Consider the following 24,500-nt stretch of genomic DNA (forward strand, 5'->3'; position numbering starts at 1 on the left):
TCCCTCATAGCCTCGAGTTCATTTTTTAGCGCCGCGCGTATGTCGGCTACGGCTTCAGGATGAATGTCACGGTGCCCTGTAAGGCCAATTGTGAAGACAAACCCTGATTTTGCCACTCCGTCACCCATTCTGCTCTCCCTCTACGTTTAGTGCCCATTTTGGCGCCTCCAGGTCGAGTCGTTTCGAGATGTCCACAAGCGCTTCGCATTCCTTCTGGGTCGGCATTCCGTGAACGCCGGTTATTCCGACGGCAATCGCGTGGGCGATTTGTGATCCGCCCTTCATCTCACTTGCCCGCTCGAGCATGCCGAAAACCCGACCATCCCGCGCCAGAACATCATCACGGGCCGCAAATTCGCGGAACAACTCGAGCCCATGGTCAATATTCACGTGTCTGAGCAAGTCCGCCTCCGCCATGGCGCGCCGAAGAAATAGTTCCTCATCTTCATCCACGTCGCCCCGGCAAGCCGCGATGATGGCAGCACCTGCCATTGTCGACTTCAATACATCTTCGTGGCGAACCTTGGATGACAGAAGGCTCATGAAGTGATGCAACGCCGGACGTTCCAGCAATTCTCCCACGTTCTGTCGTAGCTCTTCGGAAAGCTTGCGGCGTTCTTCAGCATGCAGAGCTGCCAGCAGCTCTTTTTTGGCGACTTTTCCATCTTTTTCGCGTTGCTGAGCGCGAGCAGCGAGATCAACCTGGAGTTTGCCGTGGATTTCAGGATGATCGGATATCAACTTTCGGATGGCCTCGTCAGGTATATGAGCGACCACTGAGTATTGTTCAGCCTGCGCGAGGTAATTTCTGGGCGCAGACTCCAGGAAACTCTGCAAGCCAAAGATCTGGCCTTCCTGACAAGTTTCGACTTTGACTTCGTTCAATTCATGCTCGTCTATGGGCTGATAAAGCGCGACATTCCCGCTAAGGACGAAATAGAGCCCATCACACGGCTCGCCCGGCTCATAAAAGCAAGCCGGTGGATTGAGCGACAGAATCTTGGCGGCATCGGCCAACTGGGACAGATCTGCCTCCGGGCACTCCGCAAAGAGTCCCGATTTCGCAAGCTGTTCGGCGACCTTGTCCTTCCCGAAATCCGCGGCGCCAGTCTGGTCGAGTTTCTCCCATTCGTCGCCAGTTCCCAGCCAAGTGCGGTTGATCGCGATGCGCAGCCGATGCTTCCTCATCGCACTCCAGATGGCCATGACCATCTCATTCTGGGCATCCCACCAATGATCGTCATCATCGAAATGCCACCGAACCCTCACTTCAATCCCCTCGCTAGTATATCCGAGCATATTGAAGTCAGGTTTCGGATCGCGGCGTACGAACCTCGAATTTTCAAGCTCCTTTGCGATTGCGCGGATGGCCAGTTCGGGAGGAGATGACAGTTCCAAAGTGAAAGTCAGGAAGTACCGAAACCGACTGGTAGGTTCGCTGAAGTTCAGAATGGTGCGGTCAGCGACGCCACTGTTGGGAAAGATGTAGAGAGAGTTGGTATGCGGGTTTTTGACCGAAATCGAACGCCAGTTGATCTCATGGACTTGACCATACACTCCGTCGATCTCGACATAGTCGCCAATACGCAAAGCCTGGGTGGCGTTGAGAGCAACGCCGGAAAAGACTTCCTTCAGTGTCGATTGCGCGGCAAAGCCCAACACCAGAGCCGCCGCGCCCGATGTGGCCAGCAAAGCGCCGATTGGCTCATCGTACACGAAGTGCATCACCAGCAAGATGGCCGCCAGATAGATCGCAACCCCGACGCTTCCGGTGACAATGACGGGCACTTTCCGCGTGCCGTGATCCGACAGCAGACCATCCCAAAGGACGACGCGAACCACACCGTTCAATAGAAATGCAACACCGATGGCCGTTCCAGCAAGCAGTGCTCTCTCCACTGGGGCCACGAGTGTCTCGGCGCCTATGAAGCGAAGACCCGGGCCGACAGTGAAATCCAGGACGATCAGGAAGCCGATGAGTTCAGCCGAAGCCCGGATGCGGTGAACCCGCCCGGACACATATACGGTCCCAAACCTAACCAACAAAAGGGTGGAGCAGGCCAGAAGCCCAAACAGGCCCAAGGCAGGTATAATCTGTTGTAATGTTTCTATTTTCTCGCCCCCCCAAAGTTGTTTGATTGTTAGTCTACACTATGAGACACTTTTATTAACGGTGTCAATTTGCCGATGGCTTTCTTGGAGAGCGGGAAGGTCGACCGAGTGTAACACAGAAAGGGATGGGGGTTTGGTGTTCAACTGGGATGACGAGGCCGAAACCAAGGCGGGATACACTGCAGCCATCGAAGCTGTACTTGGCCTTGCCGCACAGAAGATGCCGGTTACAGAGAAGGCGGTCGAAGAATGGCTTGATGTGTCGCTGAGCGGCATCGACGAGAACAAGCACATCCGTCGTCATGCTATGGCGATAGCGATGCGAATGATCCGCGGACCTCTGCGCCCGCCAAATTAGGCCTGTGTTTCGCACGTTGTTTGTTCTTTCGTTCTTTGGTCCACTGGTTGCATAGGCTTGATGAAACCAAGTGCTGATACTGTTTACTTGATCACTCAGCGCATGTCGTTAGTTGCCAGTTGCAATCTGTTTGTCTGAGAGTCTCAAGGAGGCAGGTCAAACCGCTCGATTGGGGGTGGTTCAGACCCCATGAACGCAGGTCGGTGAAGTCTGCAGAGATCGCTTGGTCGGAGTTCGGAATGGCTGCATCTTACTACGTCAACACTTTTGACCTGTCTGAAAATCAGGCGCGAAAAATTTGGCGTGAAATAGTCGACGAAACATACGAGCTTTCTTCAGAAAACTCCGAGGGGAGTGACTATAGATTTTCAACCCGTATGTGGTTTGCACCAAATATCTTGTTTTTCAGTCACCGGGCGAAAGCGAACACCATAGTCAGGCCGAGCAAGCTGATTGAGAGGCACCCCACTCGCTTAATAAAGGTCAAAAAATTCAGTTCTGGCGGAGAGACCATTCAGTTGGGCGGCGAAGAGTTCCAATTGGATGGCAGTGCGCTCCACTTTGTCGATCAAAATCGACCCAAGATCGAAACATACACCGATCACGAGTTAGTTTCGATCTTTTTACCCTATTACTCAATTGGATATGATCCATCGACACATCCGCCTGTCATAAGTATCAGTCTAGAATCCGCGCTCGGTCGTTTTCTTTCGGCGACCATTGACGCCGCTTTTCGCGAACTTGAGCATCTGAGCCAAAACGAGAATCTAGCTCTTGCAGAAAGCCTCGCCGGGACGCTTAAGAACGTTCTGATTAGTCGAACGAAGCCCGACAACTACACAAACACCAGAAATGACCAAGTCATTTCCATTAAGGGCTACATTGAGAAAAACCTCAAAAATACTTGGCTTTGCGCGGACCGGATATGCCAAGAATTGAACCTATCCCGAGCGACACTCTTCCGCTGCCTGGCAGAATTCGGTGGTGTGAACCGGTACATTCTTTCGCGCCGGTTGAACAAAGCTTATCGGGATTTGTCGGAGGCACAGCCCGTGCGAGGCGTTGTTAAGGCCGTTGCTGAACGTTGGGGATTCTCTTCGCAAGCGCACTTCAGTCGGGTGTTCAAGGACGAATTTAATGTTAGCCCCGTGTCTTTGGTCGGTCGGTGGGTTCAAAAGCCTTTTTGCGCAGCGGCAACGGACAACGCTCATGAGCAAGGGAGCATCTCTCAATACGCGACGGACATCGCCGCACTGAAGTGGGCGTACGAACGTTACAGGTAGCCGAGTGGCCCTTTATTCTTCTGCATGAGACTCTCAGACAAACAGATTGCAACTGGCAACTAACGACGGCCAACGAATGATCAAGTAGAAAGGACACTACTCGGTATCCGCGAGTCTATGGCACGGACAACTAAAGAGAACGAAAGGAAGAATCTCATGGGGAACGCTCGCCTCGACTACATCTGGCTGGACGGCTATGACATCGCAAACATCCGGACCAAGGCACAAATCCACCCGGATAACTCGTACAACGGGTCAGTTGAAGACACACCAACGTGGGGCTTTGATGGCAGCTCGACCAAGCAAGCTGAGGGCTATGATTCCGACTGCATCCTTCAACCGGTTCGGGTTTATCCAAACCCCTTCAGACAAAACGCCTATCTCGTCCTATGCGAGGTTTATCATCGGGATGGACACCCCCACGAGACCAACACGCGGCATCTGATCGATCGCGAAAGCGAAGCCGAATTCTGGTTCGGCTTCGAACAGGAATACATTCTGATGACCTCCAACGGTCGTCCTGCCGGCTTTCCGGACGGTGGCTATCCGGAGCCCCAGGGGCCCTATTACTGCGCCGTCGGGGCGCACCGTGTCGAAGCGAGGGAATTGGTTGAGGAACACTGGGATGCGTGTCTTGCCGCTGACCTTGGCGTGACCGGGATCAACGCCGAGGTCTTGCTCGGCCAGTGGGAATTTCAGTGCTTTGGAAAGGGCGCCCTTCGTGCGGCCGACGACCTGATCGTCGCGAGGTACCTCCTTCACTTCATCTCCGAGAAGCACGATCTGATTGCAACATTCGATCCGAAACCGATCACTGGGGATTGGAACGGTTCAGGCATGCACTCGAATTTTTCCTACAACTACCTGCGCGATGTTGGCGGACAAGACTATATTGAAGCGCTCTGTGAGGGCTTCCGCCCGTTCCACCAAGATCACATCGATGTTTATGGTGCCGGAAACGAACGAAGGCTGACTGGGTCTCATGAGACGGCCTCTATCGATCAGTTCAGCTTTGGGGCATCCAACCGAGGCGCATCAATCCGCATCCCGCTTTACACAACGACACATGACTGGAAAGGGTATCTCGAGGACCGGCGTCCGGCGTCTGATGCTGACCCATATCTCGTCGTAGACCGCATCATGCGCACGGTCAAAGTTGCTCACGAAAAAGCGCTAAAAGCGGTCTAGTTCGTGGGAGCGGACCGTAGGATGGCGAGGATCGAGATTAAGAAGGCGATCTTCGCAAGAGGGAGGAAGCTGCACGTTCCTGAACGTGCAGCTTCCTAGCACCGGGACCGGGAACGCTCACCGGTAACCTGAGAAAGAGGGATCGGCATTTGCCCACGAACGAAACTCAGAAGAAAGGCTTACCAATAGGCCCAAAGTTTCTTGGTATTTTCGTTTTGTACTTCTTTGTTAGTTGGGCTCTGGGCATACTCAGCCTGACAGTGGCGGCCAACTACGACGGTGTTGCGATCATCTGGTTGCCTGCCGGTTCTGCTCTTGTCGCGCTGGTCTTCATAGAAATACGGCTTTGGCCAAGCGTAGCTTTGGCAGTATTGGCCTCCAACCTGTTTTACGGATCAGGCATTCAAGCCGCCGTTGGAATTGCAGTCGGAAGCACTTCGGGCGCGACCATCGCTACCTTTGCCTTGCGTCTACTCGGTCCTTGGGGGGATCTCTCGATCTTTTACAAAGCCCTAAAGCTGGGCACCTTCGGAGCAGTGATCAGCGCAGCCATTAGCGCGGCAATTGGTGTCGCATCACTCTATCTCGCTGGAATTGTACCCATATCAGATTTCGCGAAAAATTGGGCTCGGTGGGTTCTGGGAGATTCAGTCGGGATCTTCTTGTTTAGCTCGTTCGTCCTGATTTATTGCATGCTATGGGGGCATGAAAACAACAGTGTTGAGCAGTGACGTAACGCTATTCACTTGGCTTCACGAAAAGAATGATGCGCTATTTCGATTGCAAGCCACAAGCCAGAGAAACGGCACCCCTGTAATAGGTCGACGATAAAGCTGAGTAGGAAGTAGGATTTATGAAGACAGGCTGGAAACAGGAGTTGAAGGAAAACTTGCGTGGCGCCGTTCTTGTCCCAAGTATCACTGCCGGTTTGGTTGCAGGTGTTCTGACCGTCACCTTCATGTTTTCATATTCGGCCGTAATATTTACCGGTGAGCTCTCCGCTTACGTGCCACGAGCGACAGGGCAACTTCTGTTTGGTGGTGTTGTAATTGCGCTTGTCATTGGGCTCTTCAGCGAGCTTCGCGGCGTCGTGGCTTTGCCGCAAGACAACCCGACGGCAATCATCGCTGTCATGATTGCGACTCTCTCACAACTTCCCGGGAGCGCGCTCACTCCTGAAATGCTGTTTGCCCAGGCAGTCGTAATAATGGTGGTGTCGACTGCTCTTTCGGGCGTGATCTTCTACCTCGTCGGTCGGTGGCGGCTTGCGGCATTTGTCCAGCTGATACCATATCCAGTGATCGCTGGTTTTCTGGCGGCAACGGGGTGGCTGCTTTTCAAGGGCTCCTTCAGCGTAATGGCGGATCAAGCGTTTGATTTCACCCAACTCAGTGCGCTCGGTGAAGTGATGCATCTCTGGCTGCCCGGAGCCGTATTCTCTCTCATTACGTTGTTCGTGTCCCTCAAATACTCCAATGTTTTCATCATGCCTGGGCTCATCTTAAGCGCGGTGGCACTCTTTCATATAACTCTGTTTCTGAGTGGCTCTTCAAGCCAGGAAGCCATTGCCCATGGCTGGTTGCTGCAACCATTTGGAGAGGGCGCATTGTGGCAACCAGTACCTATTTCCACCTTCCTTGCAGCCGACTGGACATTGTTTGTGGCAGAATTCACCGGGCTGGCCACTATTCTTTCGATCGCGCTCATCTCGGTACTTCTGAACTTCACAGCGCTCGAATCAGCCTTTAACCGTGACATAGATGTCCATCGCGAGATGCGCCTGGCCGGCATTGCAAACCTTCTTGCTGCGCCCGGCGGAAGCCTTGTTGGATATCATTATGTCAGCCTCTCTACTCTTGGGCGTCGGATGCGTGGAGATAGTCGGCTCGTCGGGGTCGTCGTCGCAGTGTTCTGCCTTCTTACGATGACAGTCGGAGCTGGTGCTCTGTCTGTCTTCCCAAAATTTGTGCTTGGCGGCTTGGTAATGTTCATCGGACTGGGCTTCCTTTATGATTGGGTGGTCAAAAGCTGGTCTAATCTCGGGCGCGGTGACGTAGCGATAATATTTGCGATCCTCTTTGTCGTCGAGTTTATCGGGTTTCTGGAGGGTGTAGCGACCGGCGTGGCCGCAGCTGTTGTGTTGTTCGTAGTCAGCTACAGCAAGCTAAATGTTGTTCGCTTGGCAATGGATGGAAGTGATTTCTCGAGCAACGTCGATCGCCCGGATGACCACCGAAAGGCCTTGTCCTCCGAGGGGCAGAAGATTCTATATCTCAAACTCCATGGTTTCATCTTCTTTGCATCCTCAATCAAGCTGTACGAGGAAGTGGTAGGAGCCCTGACAAGAGAATCTGGCCCGCCTGAGTTTGTAATCCTTGATTTTCAGCTAGTGTCTGGTCTGGATACTTCTGCTGTTCACGGTCTGGTCAAGATCAAGAAGAAGGCGCTGGAAGTCGGAACGCAACTCGCCTTGGCTCACGTCCCCGCAGAAATCGATCAACAATTGCATGAGGAAGAGTTCCTTGATGGCGACGCTGTTATCGAGCCAATCTTTAGGGATGCAGACAGCGCCCTGGAATGGTGCGAAGATTTCCTTCTCAGAACGGCTGGCATTGATCCAAGCCCAGAAGCTTTGCCGATTGATGATGGGTTGATTGAGATTTTTATGACCAAGGCTGTTGTTCAAAGATTCCGAAGTTATTTGGAAGCGACTGAATTCTCTCAGGGCGACGTAGTTTCACAACCCGGCATTAAGCAGCGTTTGCTGCACTTCATCGAGCAAGGGACCGTTTCCATCTACCTCGATGAATTGGATGGCGAAAAGCATAGAATAAGAGGCGCGGGCCCTGGTTCTATGGTCGGTGTCGCCAGCTTTTTTAGGCAAGGAAACGTGGGGACGCTTGCGGTAGGCATAGCGGACAGCAAAGGAACCGCTCATGTTTTGACAGATGTCGCATTCGAACGCATGAAGTCCGAAGATCCTGACTTGGCTCTGAAATTTCAGACATATGCACTCGAGTATGTTTCGGAGCGGTTGGCAAGCAACTTGCGCACGCTTTCATTGATACTTCGCTTGGAAGAGTAATCACATAGTCTCCAGTCTTCTCTCCATCCTATGATATGGCTTCGCTTCGCCTCCGTGAACGATGATCGGCAGGAGTAGGGCGCAGCCCACTCTTGTTTTGCGTTCATTTTTGATTATATTTCATACACGCGAAGTGAGAGGTGCCGTGCCATGTCCCGAACGACCACGATGACCGTCCGCCTTGGTGGAGCATTGAGTGACTTCGTGTCGGCCAATGTAGGCGATGACGGGTCCTATGAGAACGTCAGTGAGTACATCCGCGACCTGATCCGGCGTGACAAAGAGAGGGCGGAGCAGGAAGCCTTCAACCGGCTGAAGGGCGAGCTGACCCACGCGTTCGCAGCGCCCGAGGAGACGTATCAACCGCTGACGGCAGCCGAGGTGATTGCGCGGAACAGGGCCTGATCCGATGCCCGCCGTCCGAATCCAGGAAGGGGCGTCCCACCGCCTCGATGACATCTACCGCTACACCCGTGGCAGGTGGGGAGATGATCAGGCCGAGAAATACATCACCGGCCTGTTTGCAGCCTTCGACAAGATCGCTGACCACGGCGTTGCGTCAAAGCCCATCCCGGCCGAGTTCGGCCTCAACGGATTTTTCTTTCGCTACGAACGCCATTTTGTCTACTGGCGACATCTCTCGAATGGCGACATCGGGATCGTGACCATCCTGCATGAGCGCATGCATCAGATCGACCGGTTCCGAGATGACTTCGGCCTAGGCTGATCGGCTGATTTTCCAATGAGCGTCAGATTTGCGCAGGGTTTCGCGTGGGTCCCTCGGGGTCCGACGCTGGCACGAGAGAGAGTTCGTTGCATGTGTCATCCCCTCCGCCACCTTACCTTTTTCTTCGAGTTCGATGGGCCACCTTTGGCGGCCTTTTCTTTTGTTTTTTATGGGGTTTTTTGAAAAATGCTTTCTTCTCGCTTTCTTTCGATTTGGCTGGTATCTGTTCATTGAGTGGTATGAGATGTGGTATGAATGCCCATGGCACTGACGGGCAAGCTGACCAAGAAGCTGGTGGAGAATCTCGGACCTGGGCGTCACGGGGACGGCAACGGATTGTACCTGGTTGTCGATCCGTCCGGGGCGCGCCGCTGGATCGTGCGTGTTGTGATCAAAGGGCAGCGCAATAAAAACGGTGCCCCGCTGCGCACGGACTTCGGGCTGGGGAGCGCAGATCTGGTGACGTTGCATCAGGCGCGAGACCGGGCGTTGGAATACCGGCGGATGGCCCGGTAGGGCCTCAACCCCAGATACAACGCTCGGCAGGCGATCCCGACATTCGAGGAAGTCGCGCATCAGGTGCACATTGAGCGCCTGCCGACATGGAAGAATGCCAAGCATGGCCAACAGTGGATCAATACCCTGCGAGATTATGCCTTCCCCAAGATTGGACGAATGCCCATCGACAGCATTGGGCAACCTGAGGTGCTGATGTGCCTGTCGCCGATCTGGACGGAGAAGCACGAAACAGCCCGCAGATTGGCACAGCGGATCAAAGCCGTTCTCGATGTGGCGAAGTCGAAGGGGTTCCGAGAGGGTGAGAACCCCGTGACGGCCATCAAAGATGCGGGTGTATTGCCCAAGGTCAAATCCAAGCCCCAGCATCACAAAGCGATGGACTGGCGAGATGTTCCGGCATTCTACGCGGAGCTGAGCTCCCGCAATGCTATGGCAGCAAAAGCCCTTATGTTCACCTGCCTGACCGGATCGAGAACCAGTGAGGTCCTCCATGCGCGATGGGACGAGATGGACTTTGAGAGCCGGCTATGGACCTGTCCTGCCGAGAGGATGAAAGGCGGGGAAGCGCACCGTGTACCCCTGACTGACGAGATGGAGGCGTTGTTGCTCCCCTTGCGCGCGATGCAGTCGGACTATGTGTTTGAGGGTCAAAGGCGCCATAGACCGCTGTCCAACATGGCGATGCTGATGTTGCTGCGCCGTATGGGGGTCGAGGGGGTGACTGTCCACGGGTTCCGATCCACGTTTCGGGTCTGGGCGGCGGAAGTGGCCAACGCCCCGCGCGAGGTCGCGGAGATGAGTCTTGCGCACCGAATCGGCTCGGAAGTGGAGCTTGCCTATCAGCGATCCGACCTTCTGGAGAAGCGCCGACACCTGATGGAGCGGTGGTCGCACTACGTGAAATCGGCTGTGGGGTAGGCCTTTCTCAAGTTCACGCACAAAAACTTAGGTGCGAAAGGTATTGATGATGCCCCCCTTTCCACAGCCTTTTGACGGTCTGCCCGAGTAGAACAAAAGCCTTGAAGGTTCGAAAGGGTGGCCCCACGATACCCTTTAATGGATGAATCTGAACAAAATGAGCGTCTAGTCGCGATCGTCAGGCGCTTCTACGATTATCAACCCAAGACGCTTTTGAGTTTTGGTGCCCCTCCATTTGACATCTCCAGGCCAAATATTCACGACAGCAAGCCGGAGTTCCTTGCAGAGAAGCAGGCTGTAGATGACGCGATACGCGCGGCTGAAGCCCTGTTCGAGTTCTTAGCGGGCGCTTGGGGCGAAGATAAAGACACGTCAGCTCTGGCTATTCGGGTAATAACCGCAGTCGATGGTGAGGCTCGCTTCTCGTCAAATACGCTTCCCGTTGAAACTGCGCTTGGCCTCATTCGAAGGAATGCAGCGACACATGGGCTGAGCTACACGATGACCGCCCTTCTTGCTGATTTGGCACATGGGCTTACGGCGATGAGGTCTGTGAGAGCCTCGAAGAGATGAAAGCATGGTCGTTCAATCTTGGCCACGAGCACCTCGCCACTACCATCAATGCGTACCTGCCCGTCAGCAAGCAGCGCCAGAAAGAGATCATCAGGGGAATGGGAAGGGATCGGTGAGCCGAAGCGACAAAGCCTGCTGAGGCTCATGCGCGGACATGGTCACGTCGGGCGGAAAGAAGACCTTTGCTGCGCAAGCGAGCGACTCGTTCCAATCAGGAAAGACCGGACATTCGTGCTGGGGCAACGCCCGGTCTTCTCTGTGACGCTGCAGGCGGTTCTAAATCCAACCGGCGTACTGACGAACCGTTCCCCAACTATCTGAACGCAGTACAAGCGGGAATTCGTAGCTTTCACCCGGTACTGGCGCCTGAAATGGCCAGCTGACCAGTTGTCACGAACACTCCACCAGCCAGCCTTCGATCAGTGCGGCAAAGTTGTTCTTCGACTTCATTTCAGAGGCAGTTGCCTGCGCTCCCCACTAGCTTGAAATCGCCATCGGCAGAGTGATCCGTACCATCAGTCCTGGGTCGCATTCATCAAGATCCAAATGACCGCCGTGGGCCACTGCAACAGCATTTGCAATTGGAAGCCCCAGGCCACTGCCTGCCCCGGGAACAACCTGCCCAAACCGAGCGAGTGCTGTCTCGAAATCTGACGTCTCAATACCTTTACCGTCATCGACTACTGCAATTTTGGCATGATAGTTGTCAGTCATGAGTTGAACACAAACTTTCGTAAGCTGCTCTCCGCCATGGAAGAAAGCATTGGTCACAAGGTTCTCAATGGCTTGCTCAAGCAGCAGCGCATCGACACGCACAAGAACCGGGTCGCCGTCCGTCTCAAGCTCCAGCCGGACGTTGCGGATCATCGCGTCGCGTTGCAATCGTTTGACGATACTTTCCAATGTCGATGCTAAATCCACAATGGCGAGGTTTTCGAAGGGAGGGGCAGAGCGTGCTCTTTCAAAGGCCAGGAGATCTTCGGACAGTTTGGCGGCATGTGCGGCAGCTTCGACAAGATCGGCACTTCGGGTCTTGAAATCCGCCTCCGATTTTGAGTTCACAACGGCCTCCGACAACGCCAGCACACCTGCAATCGGATTGCGCAATTGATGAGCCGCATCGGAAATGAAGCGGTCCTTGGCCTGGATCGTCGCCGACATTTCCGACAGCAACTCGTTCAGTCTGCCGACGACACCCTTCACCTCTTCCGGGATTGCTCGCTTGATTGTTGTCAAATCCTGTGCTGACCGACGCTCGATCGCGCGTTCGAGATCCAGAAGTGGGCGCAGCCCGACCCGCACACCGAACCAGACGAAAAAGGCAACTGCGGCAACAAGTGTGGCCATCACAGCATAGGTGCGTTGCGACAGGCTTCGCACAAATCCATCCCGCAAGGACAGGTCTTGCCAAACGGTGAAGGTGAACTGGCCTGACAGCCCGTCAATTTCCAGGTTGTCTGAAAACCGGACCGCCCTCACCGAACGTCCGTGATACTGAGCATCGAAATATGTATAAGACCCGGATTCGAAATCCTCAGGGGGAACAGGCGGCGTTGCGTACCCAGTCACGAATGCGCCATCGGGTGCATAAACGTGATAGAAGACCGATCCGCCCGAGGTATTCCGCAAGAGATCACGCGTCTCCTGGCTCAAGGCGTCACCTCCACTGATTGAGATGTCACGGGAAATACTCAGTGCGGTGACCAGAAGGGATCGGTCAAACCGGTCAGCAGCCCGGATCTGGGCATCTCTGGCAGCCCAAATCGCAACGGCGGCAGAGATCAACAGAAGCGGGATGAGGATAATGATCGTGAGCCGCAGGCGGAGCGACAAGCTCCGTGTCATCGGTCAGGCTCTATCATCGCATAACCAATTCCACGCCGCACAGAGATTTCCACACCGAAGGTCCTGAGCCGCTTGCGCAGGCGTGAAACATAGACCTCCACAACAGACTCTTCGACATCGCTGCCGGTTCCGTACAAGGCGTCGAGCAACGCCTGTTTTGACACAAAACGACCATTTGCCGTCAGCAGTGTCTCGAACAGTGAGACCTCTCTTCGCGGCACAGATAAATCACCCTCCGGGCCCAATAGGGCTCGCGCCGTCGGATCAAATGTGAGTAGTCCGATGCTTAGTGACTTTGGATCAACCCGCCGCGGACGCCGGCTTAGGGCACGGATGCGCGCACTAAGCTCATCCATCTCAAACGGCTTTGAGATGTAATCATCAGCGCCAGCATCAAGGCCGACTACTTTATCGCTGATCTCGGACTGCGCCGTGAGCATCAAAACCGGGCGCATGTCTCCTCTGCCGCGCATTGCCGCCAGAACCTCAAGCCCGCCCATCCCCGGCAACTTGATGTCGAGAATTACGAGGTCTCCTCCATCGTCGCGCAGGAACAGATCGGCTTCGGCGCCATCGTGAAGCAGATCAACAGCATGCCCTTCGTCTTGAAGGCGGTAGGCGATGCCTTTGGCGACCGAAACATTGTCCTCTACTATGACGATGCGCATGAAGTTTTTTTTCCGATGAAAGGTTCATGAAAGATTGGCACTGAATGTTGCCCGCATCAAGTCGGCTCTGTTGAGCTGATTGTGAATGAAGTGCAGGGTTGGGAGACCCTGTTTTCTGGGAGGAAAACATGAACAAACTGTACAAGCGCTCGGCGGCGCTTCTCACCACTGTTTCGGCCATTGGCCTTGCAATGCCTGCTTTTGCGGACGGCCATGGTCTCGATCTGACCGGCGAGACTGTAGAATGGATCATTCCGTTTTCGGAAACCGGCGGCTCTGCGCGTTGGGCCAACTTCTACGCTCCGCTTCTGAGCGAAGCATTGCCAGGCAATCCGACCGTTGTCGTAATCTTCATGCCAGGAGCGGGATCGACGCGGGGCGCCAACCACTTCCAGGGACTGGAATATGAAGACGGGACCACGATCTTCGGATCCTCCGGTTCCACCCAGTTTCCATTCCTGCTGAATGACCCGCGGGTGCGCTATGAATATGGTGACTGGAACGTGGTTTTGGCCTCTGGCACCGGTGGCGTCGCCTATCTTCCGGCCGACCTTGCCGCACAGCTGGAGGCTGGCGGTGTGGATGCGCTGCTGGAGGAAAATTTCATCTACGGTAGTCAGGGTGCAACACGGCTTGATCTTGTGCCGCTTCTTGCGTGGGAATTGCTGGGTCTCAGCGTGGAGCCTGTCTTCGGCATCGAAGGCCGGGGAGATGGTCGCCTGATGTTCGAGCGTGGCGAGGCGAATATCGATTATCAGACCTCGTCATCCTACCTGTCTGGTGTGGTGCCGCTTGTCGAAGCCGGAACGGCGGTTCCGTGGTTCTCCTTCGGGGCGCTGGATGCCGATGGCAACCTTGTTCGCGACCCCACCTTCCCGGATATGCCAAGCTTTGCAGAAGTGTGCGAAGCCGCACCAAGCTGCGAGACGAGCGGACCGGCATGGGATGCTTGGGTCGCCTTCTTCACGGCAGGCTTCCCGGCTCAGAAGATGGTGTTCCTGCCCGCAGGCGCCCCCCAAGAAGCAATTGACGCGTACTCTGCGGCGTTCCGGGCCATTACCGAGCGGGATGATTTCGCAGAGATCTCTGAGGCCCGCCTTGGCGTCTATCCGCAATTGACCGGCGCTGCCGCTCAGGTTGCTCTGGAACGCGCCACCAATGTGCCAGAAGAGGCGCAAACTTACGTGATTGAGTGGCTCGCAGATCGCTACGGCGTCGTTCTGCAGTAACCTCGCTCTTCCTCCTGCGGCTTAGGGCTGCGGGGGGATTCCCGCACGGAAACCTCTGAAAAGACAGGAGTCCGCAATGGAACTCTTTGCTACCGCCATGCCTGCGCTTGGCGACGCTTTCGGCATGATCCTGAACCCAGTCGTTTTGGGCCATTTGGTACTCGGCGTCGTGATGGGACTATGTATTGGGGTTTTTCCTGGTCTCGGCGGAATTGCGGGCCTGTCTCTTCTTTTGCCGTTTATGTACGGGATGGAACCTCTTTTAGGGTTGGCTCTGATGGTCGGCATGGTGGCGGTTGTGCCAACTTCCGACACCTTCGCCAGTGTTTTGATGGGCATTCCCGGGTCTTCGGCAAGCCAGGCGACCGTGCTGGATGGGTTTCCGCTCGCCAAGAAAGGGCAGGCGGCGCGTGCCCTGTCGGCGGCGTTCTCCTCGTCGCTTTTTGGAGGGCTACTTGGCGCAACCTTCCTGACCTTCTTCATTTTGGCCGCCCGGCCAATCGTGCTGGCGTTTCAGACGCCGGAATTGCTTATGGTCACGATTTTCGGGCTCTCCATGGTTGGTATTCTGGCAGGCCGGGTCGCCATCAAAGGAATTGTGGCCGCCTGTCTCGGCCTTTTGATCGGCACCATCGGTGAAGGCGCGGCCTCGGGTGAGCTGCGGATGGCCTCCTATGATCTGCCCTACCTTGTGGACGGGTTCAAACTGGTGATTGTCGGGCTGGCGATATTCGCCGTCCCGGAGATCATCGCGCTCCTAAGACAGGATAAGGCCATCTCCGACCGGCAGGTTCTGGGCGGCGGATGGCTGACCGGGGTGAAGGATTGGTGGGCTAATATATGGTTGTCGGTGCGCTGTTCCCTGATTGGTGTGGCTGTTGGTGTGATCCCGGGGCTTGGCGGATCCGTTGTGGACTGGATTGCCTATGGACACGCGGTGCAAACCTCCAAGGACAAATCGCAGTTCGGATCAGGCGACATCCGGGGCATCGTCGGCCCTGAAAGCTCCAACAACGCCAAGGAGGGCGGCGGGCTGGTTCCGACACTTCTGTTCGGTATTCCCGGCTCCGGCTCTATGGCCATCTTCATCTCGGGTGTGGCGCTGCTGGGAACCGGCCAGATCGAGGTTGGTCCCTCGATGATCAACAACAACCTCAATTTCACCTATGCCATCGTCTGGCTTCTGGCCCTCGCCAATGTCGTCGGCACGCTCATTTGCATTGCTGCGGCAGGTGGCATCGCGCGGCTGACAAACATCCGTTTCGCACTGCTGGCCCCGTTCCTGTTCATGATCATCGCCTTCGCGGCGTTTCAGTCGCGGCAATCCATCTGGGATCTCGTCGCCCTGTTTGGCATTGGACTGCTGGGTATTCTCTTGCGCCGCTTTGACTGGTCGCGCCCGGCCTTCCTGATTGGCTTTGTCCTTTCGGCGCCCGCCGAGCGCTACACGAACCAGGCCTATCAGATCGCAAGCTCCCGCTTTCGGCGGAGTTTTGAAGAAGGGCTAGACTATATCTTCAGCCCTATCGTGATCGTTCTGGTCATCATCACGCTGCTTTCGGTCATCCTTGGCTTGCGGCAGGCGAAGAATATCCAGGCCGAAGGCGATGTGAACTCCGGAGGCAAGCGCGCACCACTGCTCTTTCTGTTGGCGATCACCGCCTATATTGCGATTGCTTACACCGACGCCTCGATGATCCCAGACTACGCCCGGACCGACCGCGTCTTCCCGGTCTTCGTTGGCACTCTCGGATTGATCGGCTGCGCTCTCCTCTTGCTGAAGATGCGACTGAAGCCCGAAACCGATCCGCTTTTTGCCGATCGAGAGGTCGAAGATAGCGAGAGCAATGCCTACGGTCTTTGGGCAACGTTGGCCTGGTTTGGCGGGCTGCTTCTCCTGACCGCGCTTCTCGGCTTCATCCTGGCGCTGGCGGTGTTCCTGTTGCTCTTCATCCGGTATCGCGCGGGGAAATCCTGGGGGTTCGCAACGCTCTACACCGCTGCCGGAATCGCCTTCATCTGCGGGATGGCGGCAACTCTCAACCGCGATTTCCCACCGGGCCTGCTGCAATCCTACCTTGATCTTCCCTGGCCGCTGACATGACACCCCTGCGCCTCTTGCGAATTGATGGGGATGGGATTGGCCCCGAGATCATGGTGGCAACCGTCGCCGTTCTTGACGCCGTCGCGTCGCGCATGGCCCGCCCTATGGAGATCACCAAAGCAGAGATTGGCTTTCCTGCGCTTGCGGCCAGCGGGTCGACCATCCCGGAAGATGTGATCGCCCAGGCGCGCGATGCCGATGGGGTCTTGCTCGGGCCGGTCTCGCACAACGCGTATCCACCGAAAGAAGAGGGCGGCCTAAACCCGTCCGGTGTGCTGCGCGCCAAACTGGAGCTTTTCGCCAACATCCGGCCTGCCAAGTCTTGGCCCGGTGTGCCCCGCCCAGTGACGGCGCCGCTGGATTTGGTTGTCGTGCGCGAGAACCTTGAGGGCTTCTACGCCGACCGCAACCTTCACCAAGGGCCCGGGGAATTCATGCCGGTTCCCGGCGTGGCCATGGCGTTCCGGAAAATCACAGAGGCTGGCAGCCGACGGATCGCTGAAGCGGCGTTTGAGATCGCCCGGCAGCGTCCCAAGAAGCATGTGACGGCGGTCCATAAGGCCAATGTGATGCGGTTGTCGGACGGGCTCTTCTTGGACTGTGTTCGGGAGGTCGCCAAGCGCTTCCCGGATGTCACCTATGACGAAGTTCTCGTCGATGCGGCCGCTGCGCTTTTGGTGCGCGATCCGGGGCAGTTCGACGTCATCGTCACCACCAATATGTTCGGTGATATCCTGTCGGATTTGGTTTCTGAGCTCTCCGGTGGGCTCGGCCTGGCGGGGTCTTTGAACCGGGGTGCCGACACGGCGGCCGCGCAGGCGCAACACGGCTCTGCTCCTGGAATTGCCGGAATGGACTGCGCCAATCCTGTCTCGCTCATTTTGTCAGCCGCGATGCTTCTCCGCCACCTCGGCGAGGCACAGGCGGCGGAGGCCATCGAGAGCGCCATCGCATCCTGTCTCGCCTCACCTGATACACGCACCTCCGACCTTGGCGGCACGCTCGGAACGCGCGCGTTCACCCATGCCGTGGTCACTGCACTGGGAGCACCCTGACATGACACAAACCGCAATACCCTTCTGGTTCATGCGCGGAGGTACGTCTCGTGGACCGTATTTCCTGCGCAGCGACCTTCCCGAAGACCTCGAAACCCTGGCGCGGGTGCTGGTTGCGGCTATCGGCTCGGGCCATCCGCTCAATATAGACGGGATTGGTGGCGGCAATGCGGTCACGACCAAGGTCGCGATGTTATCGCGGTCAAAGGACAGCAACGCGGATATCGACTACTTCTTTGCGCAGGTTGGTGTTGAGGATGGACAGGTCGACTTCAAACCTACTTGCGGAAATATACTGTCAGGTGTTGGACCAGCAGCTATTGAGATGGGCCTTGTGAAACCAAGAGGTGAGACGACAGCCATTCGCATTCGTGCCGTCAATACCGGAGCGCTGATAGAAGCAAAAGTGCAGACGCCAGGCGACAACATTCGATACGATGGCGTTGCGCGGATTGACGGCGTGCCGGGTCGCGCCGCGCCTGTTGGCCTTCAGTTCATGGGGACAGTTGGTGGCGCGACGGGGGCGTTTCTGCCCACTGGAAACCGCATCGACGTGTTTGACGATGTCGAAGTAACCTGCATGGACGTTGCCATGCCGATGGTGATCGCTCGGGCGCAAGATCTTGGTTTGACTGGGTATGAGACAGTCACCGAGTTGAACGACAACAAGGCACTTTTTTCTCGAATAGAGACTGTCCGACGCCTCGCGGGGGAAGCCATGGGCATGGGCGATGTATCCAAGTCGGTCACTCCCAAATTCGGCCTTCTGGCGGCACCGCGCGCCGGTGGAACGATAGCGACCCGGTATTTCATGCCGTGGACGGCGCACCCGACGATGGCGGTAACTGGAGCGCAATGTCTGGCTTCCTGCGTCCTGACCCCTGGCACCGTCGCAGAGGGTCTTTGTTCCGCACCATCGGAAAGCCCTGCAACGATCGTTTTAGAACACCCGAGTGGGTCCATCGATGTGGTTGTGGATTTCGAGCGCGACCGAAGAGACATCACCATCCGCTCTGCCGGGCTGGTGCGTACCGCCCGCCTTCTGGCGCGGGGCGACGTCATGATCCCGCCTGGAGTAATTTGATGAGCTTTCTCCATTCAGACTGTATGCACGCCGACCGCTTTAACCGGAAAGGCAATGACACCCCATGAAGGTTCATATCCTTGATGACTGGTTCGATACACTGCGGGGCCTGCCTTGCTTTTCAAAGCTGGCATCGCATGAGGTTACGATCTGGACCGATCATGAACCGGACCCGGCGAAACTCGCCAAGCGGGTGGAGGAGGCGGAGTGCCTTGTCCTTTTCCGGGAGCGCACCGCCATTTCAAGAGACCTGCTTGAGCGGCTCCCGAATCTACGGCTCATCTCACAGCGCAGTGTCTATCCGCATGTCGACGTTGCAGCCTGTAGCGATCACGACGTTCTCCTGTGCTCGAACATGCATAGCGACACGCCCTCCTATGCGGCGGCGGAGATGACGCTAGCCCTGATGCTCGCCAGCTACCGGCAGATCCCTGAACAGGTGGCCTCGATCCGGGCAGGGAAATGGCAGGCAGGAGTGGGAAGAACGATGCGGGGGCGGACACTCGGGCTATACGGCTATGGTCGCATTGCACAGGCCGTCGCGAGTTATGCCAAGGCAATGGGTATGCATGTGCAATGGTGGGCTTCTGAAGTCGGTCGGGCGCGCGTCCGGGCGGATGGCGAGTGCCTCGCACAGGACCGGGCTACGTTTTTTGCAACCTCGGATATCGTCAGCCTTCATGTCCGTCTAAAGCCAGAGACACGAGGGATTATCACGGCCGATGACCTGTCTCGAATGATGCCGCGCAGCCTTCTCGTGAACACCTCCAGGGCGGGGCTCATTGCACCGGGTGCACTTGAGGCGGAGATTGCCAAGGGGCGCATATTCGCAGCCGTTGATGTCTTCGACACAGAGCCAGTGACCGACATTTCGCATCCGCTTCTAACCCACCCGCGGGTCTTGCCGACCCCTCATCTGGGCTACGTGACCGAAGATGAATTTGACCTGCAGTTCAGCGACATATTCGACCAGATCAACGCCTATAAGAGCGGCACCCCCATCCACATGATCAACCCGGAGGTTTGGCGTCCATAGACCTTCTCTGGATTGCCACAGATCGCCGGCTCAAATGCTGGGAGCAACGAATGAGCATCAAATCGATCCTTTGCGCCTATAGTGGCGATCCCTCAAAAGGCAGCGGTCTGCGGCAGGCCATTAAACTGGCAAAAAGACACGATGCGCATCTGACATGCGTCGCTAAAACAGGTGGGATTGGGTTTCTTCATCGTCAGTTGCCCGCGCAACTTCCTAAGCATGTCATTGCACAGCTCGACGCGAATGGCCAAAAAGTCATGGCGGAAACAAAGGCGCGTTTCCTTGATGTGGCAGCGTCGGAAGGTTTGGCGGATCGGGCGGAATTCGTGGAGCTAGACCCAAAGACGAGCGGTCCGATTGCCGCTTTCGCCCGGGCGTTCGATCTGGTTGTCATCGGTCATCATGTCGGTGCTGTCTTTGAAGATGACTACGCGACTAATCCCGACCTGATCGCCTTACGCAGTGGTCGCCCAGTCCTCATAGTGCCGGAAAAGCATAAAACATCCGAAACCGCCGCCACCAGTGTACTAGTTGCCTGGGACGGGAAACGCGCAGCAATTTGCGCAATTGCCGCGGCGATGCCGATCCTTGAGCAGGGTGCGGACGTGACGCTGCTCTCAGTTTCTCAAACTCCCAGAAACACGGATAGGCTTGTCAACAACCTGTCAATGCACGGCGTCACGGCTAGGTCTGTCACGGTTGGTCAAGCTGGTAGCGTCGCCGACACGATCCTGGCTTATTCCAAATCAGAAGAGGTCAACCTGATCGTGATGGGGGCCTTTGAACACAGCAAGTTTAGCCATGACATTGTAGGTGGCGCTGCGACGGATGTTCTGAAAGAGGCACATGTGCCGGTGCTTCTGGCCCATTGAAGGCAACTGATGACACCTCACTCCATCGAAACGAATTGACTGTGGGCAGCATCGGCGACGGCATCAATTAGCGCCTTGGACGTCTCAGAGTGCCTGACACCGCGTCGCGTCAGCAGGCCCACGGGTCGACGGATCTCCGGCGCGCAAAGCGGCGCGAAATGTGTCCGACACCGTCCGACCACGGATGAGCGGGGTAGCAGAGCGATACCGCATCCGGTTTCAACCAGATCAATCGCGGTGGTGGATCGCCCAACCTCGAAGGACCAGCGGCAGGACACTCGTGCTGCGGCCATTGCTTCGTCTATCAGCAACCTGTTCCCGGTGCCCTGACGAGGGAGGATCACGGCCTCTTGCATCAGTTCTTCCCATGAAACGGTATCCTGTGCGGATAGGAGGTGATCTTCAGGAAAGGTCGCAACAATCGGGTCGTCGAAGAGCGGATGAAACTCCGTGCCGGGGTCGAGCGCCGGAATGGAACAGATCCCGAAATCCGCTTCACCGGATACGACGGCTTCTGCAACCTCATTGGCGCTGTGGTCAAGGATCCGAACCCGAAGCGCCAAACCCTCTTTGCGCTGCATCTGAAGAGCTGGAGCCAACAGGCCAGAGACGATGGTCGGGATTGTGGCAACTGTCACGATCTCGTTGCGTTGAAACGCGAAGCGGGCAGTTTCATCGCGCATCGCCAGGGTTATTTCCTCGGCATCAGCAATCATCGCTTCGGCCCGGGCTTTCAGACGCTTGCCGGCCAGGGTTGGGATCACCCGCCGTGTATGGCGTTGAAACAACTGAGTTTCCAGCATCTCCTCCAGCTTCATGATGCGACGGGTGACAGCCGGCTGCGACAACCCAATCCGATCTGCCGCCCCATGAAAGGAACCGGTTTCCATCACGGCGAGAAAGGCCTGTAGGTCGGTGAAGTCATAATTGATGCGCATACTGCATCAATTTCACGATATCCATCATTAGTCAAATCAACCCAAGCGACTTAAACCCTCGTCAAGTCAGAGGAATAAGCCAGATGATCAGCCAGTACGACGTGGCCATAGTTGGTGGTGGGAATGCAGCGCTTTGCGCAGCGATGACAGCAGCGGAGGCAGGCGCTCGTGTCCTGATCCTTGAAGCCGCCCCAAAGCCCTATCGTGGCGGCAACTCGCGCCATACCCGGAACTTTCGCTGCATGCACACAGGACCGCTCGACCCCTTGGTCGAGAGCTATGGCGAAGACGAATACTACGCTGACCTCATGAAAGTGACCGATGGCAAAACCGACGAGCATCTGGCCCGTCTCGCCATCCGCAGATCGGAGGAGTGCCTGCCCTGGATGCAGGAGCATGGTGTCCGCTTCCAACCTTCGCTTTCCGGCACCCTCTCGCTTGCGCGCACAAATGCCTTCTTCATGGGCGGCGGCAAAGGTCTCGTGAACGCCTATTACCGAACTGCTGAAGGACTTGGGGTGGATGTGCTCTACGAAGCAGCGGTCACCCATCTTGAGCTGGAAGTCGACCGCATCACGCGCGTGTTGTACACGCAGGATGGGATCGAACATTCGATCTCGCCAAGATCGGTCATCGTCGCCTCTGGGGGGTTCCAGGCAGATATTGATTGGCTTGCCCACGCCTGGGGGGAGCCGGCAAAAAATTTCCTGATCCGAGGCACCCCCTATAACCGTGGTGTTGTTCTGGCCGATCTTCTGGACCAGGGGGTAGAAAGCGTCGGCGACCCCACCCAGTGCCACGCCGTGGCGATCGATGGGCGCGCGCCGAAGTTCGACGGGGGTATCGTTACGCGGCTCGATTGTGTGCCGTTCTCCATCGTCGTGAACAAACAAGGCGAACGCTTTTATGACGAGGGCGAGGATGTCTGGCCCAAGCGCTATGCGATCTGGGGGCGCCTGGTGGCGGCTCAACCAGATCAGGTTGGCTATGCGGTCATTGATTCCAGATCGATGAACTTGTTCATGCCTTCCGTCTTCCCACCGATAAAGGCCGATACGCTGGACGAGCTTGCCGAGAAACTTGGACTGTCCCCTGACAAGCTCACCGCAACTGTTGAGGAATTTAACGCTGCATGCGGCGACATCAGCGCCTTTCACCCGACTGAGTTGGATGGTGTTGCCACGTTGGGGCTCTCCCCTCCTAAGTCGAACTGGGCCAGACCTATCGCCGAGGCGCCCTTCTACGGCTACTCGCTACGCACCGGCGTCACATTCACCTATCTCGGGCTGAAAGTTGACCAAAACGCGCAATGTTCAACCGGCAACGGCCCGATCAGGAACCTCTGGGCAGCAGGCGAGACCATGGCCGGTTCGATCCTGGGTCAGGGCTATCTCGCTGGATTCGGCATGACCATTGGAACTGTCTTCGGACGCATCGCAGGACGGGAGGCCGCAGCCCATGCAAACTGAGCTTCTCAAAGAAGCCCGCCGTCAGGCCGAGATCTGTAACGCCTGTCGCTACTGCGAGGGCTATTGCTCTGTCTTTCCAGCGCTGCACCGGTTGCGCGAGTTCTCTGACGCGGATCTCATACAATTTGCCAATCTCTGTCACAACTGCCGTGGATGCTACTACGCCTGCCAGTACACCGCCCCGCATGAGTTTGACCTTAACCTTCCCGGCATTCTTGCAGATCTTCGGCAGGACAGTTGGGAGGAGTTTGCCTGGCCGCAGGCGCCCGCAAAGGCGTTTCAACGCAATGGCGTGCTGATTGCACTCGTAACGATCCTTGGATTTGCACTCATGTTTGTGGCGGCTCGGTTTCTCGGATCGGCAGGAGGTGAGGGTTTCTACGCAGTCCTGTCACACAATGCGATGGTGGCGATCTTTGCACCGGCATTCCTTTTTCCACTGCTTAGCCTTGGCGTCAGTATTCGGCGCTACTGGGGGGAAACCGGCGGAGGGTCTGTCGCTTTCTCGGACCTGAAGGGGGCCTTGGTGTCAGCGGCCAAGATGAAAAACCTCGCAGCAGGCCACGGCGAAGGCTGCAATTTCGAGGATGAAGACCGATTTAGCCACGCGCGCCGCCATGCACATCATCTGGTCATGTATGGCTTTCTGCTCTGCTTTGCTGCAACCACGTCGGGTACCGTGATGCACTATGGTTTGGGCCTGCACGCACCCTATCCGCTTTGGTCGCTGCCAAAACTGCTTGGCGTCACGGGTGGACTGATGCTGACAGCTGGTGCGTTCTGGATGGCTAGGCTCAAACTCAAATCCGCACAAGAGCTTGGATCTGCCTCAGCTTGGGGTGGAGAAATGGCCTTTGTCTTGTTGCTGAGCTTTGTGGCGGTTTCCGGCCTTGCGCTCTACCTGTTCGGTCAGACAGTGGCAATGCCGACCCTGCTGGCTCTGCATCTCGGTGCAGTTCTGGCCTTCTTCTTGCTGACACCGTTCACCAAAATGGCACATGGCTTCTATCGCATGGCCGCATTGGTGCGAGAAGAGAACTCAAATCGGCATTCATCATAAGAAAATCAACAGTTCTTTCTGACTTGCGAATTGAAACAAGTCCCCAAAAGTAACCCGTATTCCTCAAGTAAATCTCTGATATTGCTATCCTGATACCGTAGCGAAGCTTTGGCCAACGGCCGCACTGGGCCGGTTGTGCCCCAGTGCTTTGTCTAGCAAGTCACGCGACTTGCCGCAGCGCCGCATGTCCAGTTCGAGTCCAACCTGTGAATTTGATTTTCTCGCTGCTTGCGTACGCGGCAAAGAATTTGCCGCGTACGCATCATGTTGAGCGCGGCGACGCGGCATTGAGCCTCCCCATCTGAATTGGTCCACCGTTATGTTTAGGAAACGGAGGACAGAGAATGGCGAACAAGCGACACAAGCCAGAGGAAATA

Annotated in this window: 22 protein-coding genes; 18 read left to right on the forward strand and 4 right to left on the reverse strand. The window is 56.3% G+C overall.

What is annotated here, in order from left to right:
- Positions 1-120: 120 nt before the first annotated feature.
- A complete protein-coding gene (locus tag ACROHD_RS18830) occupies positions 121-2,019 on the reverse strand; it encodes a cyclic nucleotide-binding domain-containing protein (RefSeq protein WP_432679956.1) in 1,899 nt (632 codons plus the stop codon).
- A gap of 229 nt (positions 2,020-2,248) precedes the next feature.
- On the opposite strand from ACROHD_RS18830, the gene ACROHD_RS18835 reads away from it, so the two are divergent.
- From ACROHD_RS18835 to ACROHD_RS18880, 10 genes are all read left to right on the forward strand, one after another.
- Entirely contained in the window at positions 2,249-2,470 is a 222-nt protein-coding gene (locus ACROHD_RS18835; RefSeq protein WP_432679957.1) for a hypothetical protein, read from the forward strand.
- Between the two features lie 239 nt (positions 2,471-2,709).
- A complete protein-coding gene (locus tag ACROHD_RS18840; RefSeq protein WP_432679958.1) occupies positions 2,710-3,753 on the forward strand; it encodes an AraC family transcriptional regulator in 1,044 nt (347 codons plus the stop codon).
- Positions 3,754-3,909: 156 nt separating this feature from the next.
- Positions 3,910-4,941 (forward strand): glutamine synthetase beta-grasp domain-containing protein, encoded by a 1,032-nt coding sequence (locus tag ACROHD_RS18845; protein WP_432679959.1) that lies wholly within the window; start codon positions 3,910-3,912, stop codon positions 4,939-4,941.
- A gap of 149 nt (positions 4,942-5,090) precedes the next feature.
- On the forward strand, positions 5,091-5,672 hold the full coding sequence (locus tag ACROHD_RS18850) for an MASE1 domain-containing protein (protein ID WP_432679960.1): 582 nt from the start codon (positions 5,091-5,093) through the stop codon (positions 5,670-5,672).
- Positions 5,673-5,794: 122 nt separating this feature from the next.
- Entirely contained in the window at positions 5,795-8,026 is a 2,232-nt protein-coding gene (locus tag ACROHD_RS18855; protein WP_432679961.1) for a SulP family inorganic anion transporter, read from the forward strand.
- Between the two features lie 150 nt (positions 8,027-8,176).
- The gene (locus tag ACROHD_RS18860) at positions 8,177-8,431 is read left to right on the forward strand and encodes a ribbon-helix-helix domain-containing protein (protein ID WP_009502501.1); all 255 of its coding nucleotides are present in this window, start codon (positions 8,177-8,179) and stop codon (positions 8,429-8,431) included.
- Between the two features lie 4 nt (positions 8,432-8,435).
- Positions 8,436-8,753, forward strand: coding sequence for a type II toxin-antitoxin system RelE/ParE family toxin (locus tag ACROHD_RS18865; RefSeq protein ID WP_432679962.1), 318 nt, complete (start codon positions 8,436-8,438; stop codon positions 8,751-8,753).
- Between the two features lie 255 nt (positions 8,754-9,008).
- Entirely contained in the window at positions 9,009-9,269 is a 261-nt protein-coding gene (locus ACROHD_RS18870; protein WP_432679963.1) for an Arm DNA-binding domain-containing protein, read from the forward strand.
- 33 nt (positions 9,270-9,302) lie between these two features.
- Entirely contained in the window at positions 9,303-10,190 is an 888-nt protein-coding gene (locus ACROHD_RS18875) for a tyrosine-type recombinase/integrase (protein WP_432679976.1), read from the forward strand.
- 138 nt (positions 10,191-10,328) lie between these two features.
- Complete coding sequence (locus ACROHD_RS18880) at positions 10,329-10,763, forward strand: hypothetical protein (protein WP_432679964.1); 435 nt, start codon at positions 10,329-10,331, stop codon at positions 10,761-10,763.
- Positions 10,764-11,240: 477 nt separating this feature from the next.
- Here the strand turns inward: ACROHD_RS18880 and ACROHD_RS18885 are convergent, their stop codons facing one another.
- Both ACROHD_RS18885 and ACROHD_RS18890 read right to left on the reverse strand, forming a co-directional pair.
- Complete coding sequence (locus ACROHD_RS18885; protein ID WP_432679965.1) at positions 11,241-12,608, reverse strand: sensor histidine kinase; 1,368 nt, start codon at positions 12,606-12,608, stop codon at positions 11,241-11,243.
- Positions 12,605-13,276 carry a response regulator gene (locus ACROHD_RS18890; protein WP_432679966.1) on the reverse strand — a complete coding sequence of 224 codons (672 nt, stop codon included), beginning with the start codon at positions 13,274-13,276 and terminating at the stop codon, positions 12,605-12,607. Before ACROHD_RS18890 ends, ACROHD_RS18885 begins: the two co-directional genes overlap by 4 nt.
- Before the next feature lie 128 nt (positions 13,277-13,404).
- Here ACROHD_RS18890 and ACROHD_RS18895 point away from each other — a divergent pair, with 128 nt between their 5' ends.
- The 6 genes from ACROHD_RS18895 (at position 13,405) to ACROHD_RS18920 (ending at position 20,656) form a co-directional block, all read left to right on the forward strand.
- Entirely contained in the window at positions 13,405-14,505 is a 1,101-nt protein-coding gene (locus ACROHD_RS18895; protein WP_432679967.1) for a tricarboxylate transporter, read from the forward strand.
- Positions 14,506-14,581: 76 nt separating this feature from the next.
- On the forward strand, positions 14,582-16,609 hold the full coding sequence (locus tag ACROHD_RS18900; protein ID WP_432679968.1) for a tripartite tricarboxylate transporter permease: 2,028 nt from the start codon (positions 14,582-14,584) through the stop codon (positions 16,607-16,609).
- Positions 16,606-17,664, forward strand: a complete 1,059-nt coding sequence (locus ACROHD_RS18905) for an isocitrate/isopropylmalate dehydrogenase family protein (RefSeq protein ID WP_432679969.1) — start codon at positions 16,606-16,608, stop codon at positions 17,662-17,664. Before ACROHD_RS18900 ends, ACROHD_RS18905 begins: the two co-directional genes overlap by 4 nt.
- A gap of 1 nt (position 17,665) precedes the next feature.
- Entirely contained in the window at positions 17,666-18,748 is a 1,083-nt protein-coding gene (locus tag ACROHD_RS18910; RefSeq protein ID WP_432679970.1) for a 4-oxalomesaconate tautomerase, read from the forward strand.
- 64 nt (positions 18,749-18,812) lie between these two features.
- Positions 18,813-19,784, forward strand: coding sequence for a D-2-hydroxyacid dehydrogenase family protein (locus ACROHD_RS18915; RefSeq protein ID WP_432679971.1), 972 nt, complete (start codon positions 18,813-18,815; stop codon positions 19,782-19,784).
- Between the two features lie 50 nt (positions 19,785-19,834).
- Positions 19,835-20,656, forward strand: a complete 822-nt coding sequence (locus ACROHD_RS18920) for a universal stress protein (RefSeq protein WP_432679972.1) — start codon at positions 19,835-19,837, stop codon at positions 20,654-20,656.
- Positions 20,657-20,673: 17 nt separating this feature from the next.
- Here ACROHD_RS18920 and ACROHD_RS18925 read toward each other — a convergent pair whose 3' ends face one another.
- On the reverse strand, positions 20,674-21,594 hold the full coding sequence (locus ACROHD_RS18925; protein ID WP_432679973.1) for a LysR family transcriptional regulator: 921 nt from the start codon (positions 21,592-21,594) through the stop codon (positions 20,674-20,676).
- Positions 21,595-21,677: 83 nt separating this feature from the next.
- Between ACROHD_RS18925 and tcuA the strand changes: the two genes are divergently transcribed.
- Complete coding sequence (gene tcuA / locus ACROHD_RS18930) at positions 21,678-23,063, forward strand: FAD-dependent tricarballylate dehydrogenase TcuA (protein WP_432679974.1); 1,386 nt, start codon at positions 21,678-21,680, stop codon at positions 23,061-23,063.
- Entirely contained in the window at positions 23,053-24,123 is a 1,071-nt protein-coding gene (gene tcuB / locus ACROHD_RS18935; protein ID WP_432679975.1) for a tricarballylate utilization 4Fe-4S protein TcuB, read from the forward strand. Before tcuA ends, tcuB begins: the two co-directional genes overlap by 11 nt.
- Positions 24,124-24,500: the final 377 nt, after the last annotated feature.

It is taken from the genome of Nioella aestuarii, from assembly GCF_050896395.1.
In the GTDB taxonomy this organism is placed as follows: Bacteria; Pseudomonadota; Alphaproteobacteria; order Rhodobacterales; family Rhodobacteraceae; genus Nioella; species Nioella aestuarii.